This window comes from Pseudoalteromonas sp. 1181_04, from assembly GCF_052850545.1.
On the sequence record NZ_VXCS01000052.1, the window covers coordinates 1 to 7,507 of the forward strand.

Consider the following 7,507-nt stretch of genomic DNA (forward strand, 5'->3'; position numbering starts at 1 on the left):
TAGAACCTAGAACCTAGAACCTAGAACCTAGAACCTAGAACCTAGAACCTAGAACCTAGACTTTATTTAATACTTGACTATTTTACTCTGGTAATTAAAATTTGCACTCTTTAGTGCGGGGGCTCCATGAAGTTAACATCAAAAGGCAGGTATGCCGTCACAGCGATGCTGGATGTTGCGCTACATACAAATGTAGGGCCAGTTCCCCTTGCTGATATTTCAGAACGACAAGAAATTTCTTTGTCGTATCTAGAGCAGTTATTTGCCCGGTTACGTAAAAGTGGTTTAGTCAGCTCAGTGCGTGGACCTGGTGGTGGTTATTTACTCGGTCGAGAAACGCATGCAATTTCGGTTGGTGATGTGATCAACGCCGTTGATGAATCAATAGATGCAACCCGATGCCATGGTGCAACGGGCGGCTGTCAAAGCGGTATGCGGTGTTTAACTCACACCTTATGGTCTGATCTAAGTACCAGAATAGAAGACTTTTTAAACGGTATTACCCTTGCTGAATTGGTGGAAAAGTCAGATGTGAAGGAAGTTTCATCTCGCCAAGATAACAGCGTTAATAATGCACTCAAGCAATTGGAAAATATTCAAGTAAGCTGCCAACTATAAGTTGGCGTCCAGCGGAGAAAGAAATGAAGTTACCGATTTATTTAGATTACGCAGCAACCACGCCAGTTGACGAGCGTGTAGCAAAAGAAATGATGCAATGCCTAACAATGGATGGCAATTTTGGTAACCCTGCATCACGTTCACACCGTTTTGGTTGGCAAGCTGAAGAAGCGATTGATCAAGCTCGTACTGATATCGCAGATTTAATTAACGCAGACCCACGTGAAATCGTTTTCACTTCGGGTGCGACAGAATCAAACAACCTTGCAATTAAAGGCGCAGCACAGTTTTATAAAAAGAAAGGTAAGCACGTTATTACCGCTAAAACTGAGCATAAAGCAGTGATCGACACCTGTCGTGAGCTAGAGCGTCAAGGGTTTGAAGTAACCTATATGGACGTTGAAGAAAACGGCCTACTTGATTTACAAAAATTAGCCGACACAATGCGCGATGACACAGTGTTAGTGAGCATTATGCATGTAAACAACGAGCTAGGTGTAATTCAAGATATCGCGACTATTGGCGAAATGTGTCGCGAACGTAAAATCATGTTCCACGTTGATGCTGCACAAAGTGCCGGTAAAGTTTTAATCGACGTGCAACAGCTTAAAGTTGATTTTATGTCTTTCTCAGCGCACAAAGTATATGGCCCGAAAGGTATCGGTGCATTGTATGTTCGCCGTAAACCGCGTGCTCGTTTAGAAGCACAAATGCATGGTGGTGGTCATGAGCGTGGAATGCGCTCTGGTACGCTAGCGACTCACCAGTTGGTTGGTATGGGTGCTGCATTTAGAATTGCCAAACAAGATTTCGAAAAAGATCATGCTCACATCAGCGCGCTTCGTAAGCGTTTAATTGATGGCATTATGGCTGATATGGATGAAGTGTACTTTAACGGTACGCCGGACCAATCAGTACCAGGAATAATTAACATCAGCTTTAACTTTGTTGAAGGTGAGTCGTTATTGATGGCTGTTAAAGATATTGCTGTATCATCAGGTTCTGCCTGTACTTCAGCAAGTTTAGAGCCTTCTTATGTATTACGTGCGCTTGGCCGCAACGATGAATTAGCACACAGCTCAATTCGTTTTAGTATTGGTCGTTTTACCACCGAAGAAGAGATTGATTATACCGTCAATTTAATGAAAAACTCTATCGGTCGCTTACGTGAGATGTCTCCTCTTTGGGAAATGCATCAAGAGGGTGTTGATTTAGATTCAGTTGAATGGGCTCATCATTAATTGACGAGCACATCCACTAGCAGGTAATGAGGATAGAATTATGGCGTATAGTGATAAAGTAATCGATCATGTTGAAAACCCACGTAACGTAGGTGTATTAGACAAAAATGATCCATCAGTAGCAACGGGTATGGTTGGCGCACCAGCATGTGGTGACGTAATGAAGCTGCAAATTAAAGTATCAGCTGCAGGCATAATTGAAGATGCTAAATTTAAAACATACGGTTGTGGTAGCGCAATTGCTTCATCGTCACTTGTAACAGAGTGGGTTAAAGGCAAGACATTAGATGAAGCTGCAATGATCAAGAACACTGATATCAGTGCTGAGCTTGAATTGCCTCCAGTGAAAATTCACTGTTCAATTTTAGCTGAAGATGCAATTCAAGCAGCAATTGCAGATTACAAAAGTAAACAAGCGAAGTAAGAGATAAATCATGGCAGTGACATTGACAGAAGCGGCAGTAAACCGCGTAGAATCATTTTTAGCAAATCGCGGAAAAGGCTTAGGCCTGCGCGTAGGCATTAAAACGACGGGCTGTTCAGGTCTTGCATATGTTCTTGAGTTTGTTGACGAGTTATCTGAAGGCGACGAAGTATTTGAATCTAAAGGGGTTAAAGTAATCGTCGACGCTAAAAGCTTAGTTTATATTGATGGCACCGAGCTTGATTACACTAAAGAAGGTTTGAACGAAGGGTTTAAATTTATTAACCCAAATCAAGCTGATGAGTGTGGTTGTGGCGAAAGTTTCACAGTATAAACAATAAAGTGATTGTACTCTTAAGCCCTGCACCTGTAGGGCTTTGTTCTATCTGAATTTTAAGCCAATAGATTGTTGGCATGGTTGGAATTATGCGCTATTTTGAATTGTTTGCGATACCCGTTAATTACAATGTAGATTTGGCAAAAGTAACTAAGAATTACCTCGAACTCCAGCGTGCCGTTCACCCAGATCGCCATGCCAATGCCAGCAGCCGTGATAAGTTATTAGCCGTACAAAATACCGCAGAAATTAATGATGCCTTACAAATTTTAAAGCATCCGGTAAAACGCGCAGAATACATGCTGAGTGAATTGGGTGTTGATATTCGTGCCGAGCAGCAAACACTACAAGATCCACTGTTTTTAATGCAGCAAATGGAATTACGTGAAGAGCTTGAAGAGCTAAGCACAAGCGATGATCCAGACACAGCGATTGCTCAGTTCGAGAAGCAAATAAAACAACTAGACACTCAATACAGTGCGCAACTTGCTGAGCAATTGGCAAGTAATGACGAGCAGCAATGGCAGTTAGCCGCTGATAGCATTCGAAAATTAAAGTTCGTGTATAAATTACGAGATGAATTAGAGCGTATTGAAGACAGTTTATTCGACGATTAATTATCTAACTTACTGCACCATTGGTAAGTCAAACAAGAGTTAAAGATCATTATGGCATTATTGCAGATTGCTGAGCCGGGGCAGAGCGCGGCACCACATGAACATAAGTTAGCAATTGGTATTGACCTTGGTACTACCAACTCACTTGTTGCGACAGTACAAAGTGGCGAAGCCCGTACATTAACCGATGTTAATGGCGCAGCCATGTTACCGTCTGTTGTACGTTACGCCGCTGATGGTATAACAGTAGGCGAACTTGCCGCTCAAGCTGCAACACAAGATCCTGTGAATACTTTAATTTCAGTTAAACGTTTTTTAGGTAAAACTCAAGCTGAAATAGAGCAAAGCTACGGCCAATTACCGTATGATTTTTGTCAGCATGATGGCGCATTAGCGATTACCACCGCGGCTGGCAACATCAGCCCAATCACCGCATCAAGCGATATTTTAAAAGCATTAAAGCAACGCGCTGAAGAAAGCTTTGCAGGGCAAGATATTTTAGGTGCCGTGATCACAGTACCTGCTTATTTTGATGATGCACAGCGCCAAAGCACCAAAGATGCCGCAGAGCTTGCTGGTATTAATGTACTGCGTTTATTAAACGAGCCAACTGCAGCCGCGGTTGCTTATGGTTTAGATTCAGGCCAAGAAGGCATTATCGCAGTTTATGATTTAGGCGGCGGTACCTTTGATATTTCAATCTTGCGTTTAAACCAAGGTGTATTTGAAGTACTGGCAACCGGTGGTGATTCAAGCCTAGGTGGCGATGATTTTGACTCATTATTAGTGGATCATTTTAAACGTGAAACCGGTGTGATGACGCTATCTCCATCAGTATTACGCTTATTTATTAATAAAGCTAAAGCTTGTAAAGAAGCACTAAGCCAATATGCTAAAGTGAATGTTGGTCTTGAGTTTGATGATGAAAAATACACGGTTGAAGTCACTCGCGAAAAGTTTGAAGAACTAGCCATGGTGCTGGTGAAAAAAACACTCCGTTCGTGTCGCCGTGCAGTTAAAGATGCTGGCATTACAAATGACGAAGTACTGCAAGTAGTTATGGTCGGCGGCTCAACTCGTATGCCAATCGTACGCAACCAAGTCGCTGAATTTTTTAATAAAGAGCCGCTTACCTCTATTGATCCGGACCGCGTCGTTGCACTTGGTGCAGCATTACAAGCGGATGTGTTAGTGGGCAACAAGCCTGATTCAGACATGTTGTTACTTGATGTATTACCACTGTCGCTTGGCCTTGAGACTATGGGCGGCTTAGTGGAAAAGATTATTCCGCGTAATACCACTATACCTGTAGCACGAGCACAAGAGTTTACCACTTTTAAAGATGGTCAAACTGCAATGTCGCTGCATGTATTGCAAGGTGAACGAGAGCTAGTTGATGATTGCCGTTCATTGGCTAAATTTAGCTTAAAAGGTATTCCACCAATGGCAGCCGGTGCGGCGCATATTCGTGTGACCTTTAAAGTCGATGCCGATGGCTTACTTAGCGTATCTGCAATGGAAAAATCAACTGGCGTACAAGCTGAAATCCAGGTTAAACCATCGTTTGGTTTGTCAGATGACCAAGTAGCTAATATGCTTAAAGAGTCGATGACTAATGCCAAAGATGATATGCAAGCGCGTATGCTCAAAGAGCAACAAGTTGAAGCATTGCGTGTTATCGAAGCACTTTATGCATCATTAGCAACAGACAGTGCTTTACTTGCTGAACATGAATTAACTAACTTGAACGCTGAAATAGCGAAGCTAGTTACAGTTCGTGAGACAGCTACCGAGCCAAATCAAATAAAAGCAGCCATTGAGAAAGTTGATAACGCCAGCAGTAAATTTGCTGAGTTAAGAATGGATGCATCGATCAAAAAAGCACTGCAAGGGCAGTCAGTAGACAACGTTTAAAAGAGGTTAGAATGCCACAAATTATTTTTCTTCCCCATCCGGAATTATGTCCTGACGGCGCTGCAATTGATGCACCAAGTGGTGAAACAGTTCTTAATGTTGCACTTAAAAACGGTATCAGTATTCCACATGCTTGTGAAAAGTCATGTGCGTGTACCACTTGTCATTTAGTTATTCGTGAAGGTTTTGACTCACTTGATGAAAGCGACGAGCTTGAAGACGACATGCTAGATAAAGCATGGGGTTTAGAGCCTGAATCACGCCTAGGTTGCCAAGCAATAATCCGTGATGAAGACTTAATAGTTGAAATACCGAAGTACAATCTCAATATCGTTAATGAAGAGCATTGATTTAAAGCGCAGCTATAAGTTGTAAGCCTTAAGCTTTAAAGAAAACACCGCGCTCAATTTGAACGCGGTGTTTTTGTTTATAAAGGTGGAAAATTGCGCGAGGTAAACTTGCGCCTACGGGTTTGGCATCAATGTTTGAATTTGCGTAGGCGCGGCTTTATGCCGCGAAAGATTTAAGTGATTTATTCACAAAGAGGTTAAGATTGCGCTGCGCTTTAGAGATAAGTGAAGGGTATATCTTCTCATTTACGCTCACGCGGCTATGGTTTGGCATCAATGTTTGAATTTGTGTAGGCGCGGCTTTATGTCGCGCGGTTGTATTGAGATGTTAGATTTTAGGTGGAGCTAGTCTTTGCCTTTGACCTAGTACCTTTCACTTATCGGTGGTGAACATAACATTGGCTATATGCCGTAATAATTGCTTTGGAGGTTTTATGAATAATCTACTATTTAACGACTCTTTCATTAACGGTGAGTTTTACTCCACTGAAAAACACTTTAGTGTTGATGATCCCGCTACACAGCAAAGCATCATCATGGTAAGTGATATCGATGATGATGGGGTTCATAAAGCCATCAACGCCGCTCACGGCGCATTTATTAAACTCAAAGCCACCAATGCCACAACGCGTAGTAATGTATTAATGCGTTGGTTTGAACTGGTTATGCAGCATAAACAAACCCTTGCTGAATTAATGACTAAAGAGCAAGGTAAACCATTAAAAGAAGCCCTTGGTGAAGTTGAATATGGGGCTGGGTTTATTAAGTGGTTCGCAGAGCAAGCCAAACGTAGCTATGGTGATGTGATCCCCGCCACTGATGACAATCATCGTTTAACTAGTTTTAAACAGCCTATTGGCGTGGTTGCAGGCATAACTCCTTGGAATTTTCCAATTGCTATGGTTACCCGTAAAGTTGCACCAGCCTATGCCGCTGGGTGTAGCTTTGTACTAAAACCTTCGGAACATACACCTTTATGTGCTTTAGCATTAGCTTATTTGGCTGACCAAGCCGGTTTTGAAAAAGGCGCTTTTAATGTATTGCTCTCTGAAAACGCTAAAATGGTGGGTGAGTTACTAACTGAATCTGAACTTGTTCGTAAGTTCACTTTTACCGGTTCAACGGGCGTAGGTAAGCAATTACTTGCACAATGTGCCCCTACTATTAAGCGTACTTCAATGGAACTTGGTGGTAACGCGCCGTTTATTATTTTTGATAATGCCGATTTGGATGAAGCGGTAACGGGACTTATGGGGGCAAAATTTAGAAATGGCGGGCAAACTTGCGTCGCGGCTAACCGTATTTTTGTACAGCGTAGCGTGCTTGATCAAGTTGTTGATAAATTAGCTAAAAAAGTTACAGCACTGAAAGTCGGTAATGGGCTTGATGACGCAACAGATATAGGGCCGTTGATTTATCCTAAAGCTAAGCAAAAAGTACAAGAGTTGGTTGCAGATGCCAAAGCAAAAGGTGCGGTACAAATAGGTGATAATGTTGAGCTTGGTGGTAACTATCAAGCACCGCTTATTTTAAATGGGGTAACTGCGGAGATGGACATTTACCATCAAGAAGTTTTTGGCCCGGTGGTGAGTATCATTGTATTTGATGAAGAGCCTGAAGTTTTAGCACTGGCCAACGATGTGCCTTATGGTTTAGCTGCTTATTTTTATAGCCAAGATTTGAAACAAATATACCGAGTGAGCGAAGCGTTAGAGTACGGCATGGTAGGTATTAACGAAGGGTTAATATCAAACCCCGTGGCACCGTTCGGTGGGGTTAAGCAGTCAGGTCTTGGTCGCGAAGGTGGCCACCAAGGGCTCGACGAGTACCTCGAAGAAAAATATGTGTGTATGAAAATTTAGCTTTAGAGCGGTAAGCTATAAGTTTTAAGCTGTCCGAGTGCTTTTTAAGTGTTGACATAATAATTTGCAACGCTCAAATTTTTGGCTTACCGCTTACCGCTTACCGCTTACCGCTTACCGCTTACCGCTTACCGCTTACCGCTT

The 7,507-nt window shown here is 42.4% G+C and carries 8 protein-coding genes; all 8 read left to right on the plus strand.

The genetic code is table 11. From position 1 onward, the window contains the following. Positions 1 to 126: 126 nt before the first annotated feature. Positions 127 to 618: a Fe-S cluster assembly transcriptional regulator IscR gene (gene iscR / locus FW757_RS22725; protein ID WP_145236527.1), complete on the plus strand. Its 492-nt coding sequence runs from the start codon at positions 127 to 129 to the stop codon at positions 616 to 618. Between the two features lie 23 nt (positions 619 to 641). Then, positions 642 to 1,859 (plus strand): IscS subfamily cysteine desulfurase, encoded by a 1,218-nt coding sequence (locus tag FW757_RS22730; RefSeq protein WP_149980538.1) that lies wholly within the window; start codon positions 642 to 644, stop codon positions 1,857 to 1,859. Between the two features lie 40 nt (positions 1,860 to 1,899). Next, positions 1,900 to 2,283 carry a Fe-S cluster assembly scaffold IscU gene (gene iscU / locus FW757_RS22735; RefSeq protein WP_145236533.1) on the plus strand — a complete coding sequence of 128 codons (384 nt, stop codon included), beginning with the start codon at positions 1,900 to 1,902 and terminating at the stop codon, positions 2,281 to 2,283. Positions 2,284 to 2,293: 10 nt separating this feature from the next. Further along, on the plus strand, positions 2,294 to 2,617 hold the full coding sequence (iscA, locus tag FW757_RS22740; protein ID WP_145236536.1) for an iron-sulfur cluster assembly protein IscA: 324 nt from the start codon (positions 2,294 to 2,296) through the stop codon (positions 2,615 to 2,617). Positions 2,618 to 2,709: 92 nt separating this feature from the next. Further along, the gene (gene hscB / locus FW757_RS22745) at positions 2,710 to 3,237 is read left to right on the plus strand and encodes a co-chaperone HscB (protein ID WP_182794826.1); all 528 of its coding nucleotides are present in this window, start codon (positions 2,710 to 2,712) and stop codon (positions 3,235 to 3,237) included. 51 nt (positions 3,238 to 3,288) lie between these two features. Beyond that, positions 3,289 to 5,151: a Fe-S protein assembly chaperone HscA gene (gene hscA, locus FW757_RS22750; RefSeq protein ID WP_145236544.1), complete on the plus strand. Its 1,863-nt coding sequence runs from the start codon at positions 3,289 to 3,291 to the stop codon at positions 5,149 to 5,151. Between the two features lie 11 nt (positions 5,152 to 5,162). Then, entirely contained in the window at positions 5,163 to 5,501 is a 339-nt protein-coding gene (gene fdx, locus FW757_RS22755; RefSeq protein ID WP_145236547.1) for an ISC system 2Fe-2S type ferredoxin, read from the plus strand. Positions 5,502 to 5,935: 434 nt separating this feature from the next. Then, positions 5,936 to 7,363, plus strand: a complete 1,428-nt coding sequence (locus FW757_RS22760) for an NAD-dependent succinate-semialdehyde dehydrogenase (RefSeq protein ID WP_182795031.1) — start codon at positions 5,936 to 5,938, stop codon at positions 7,361 to 7,363. Positions 7,364 to 7,507 lie beyond the last annotated feature (144 nt).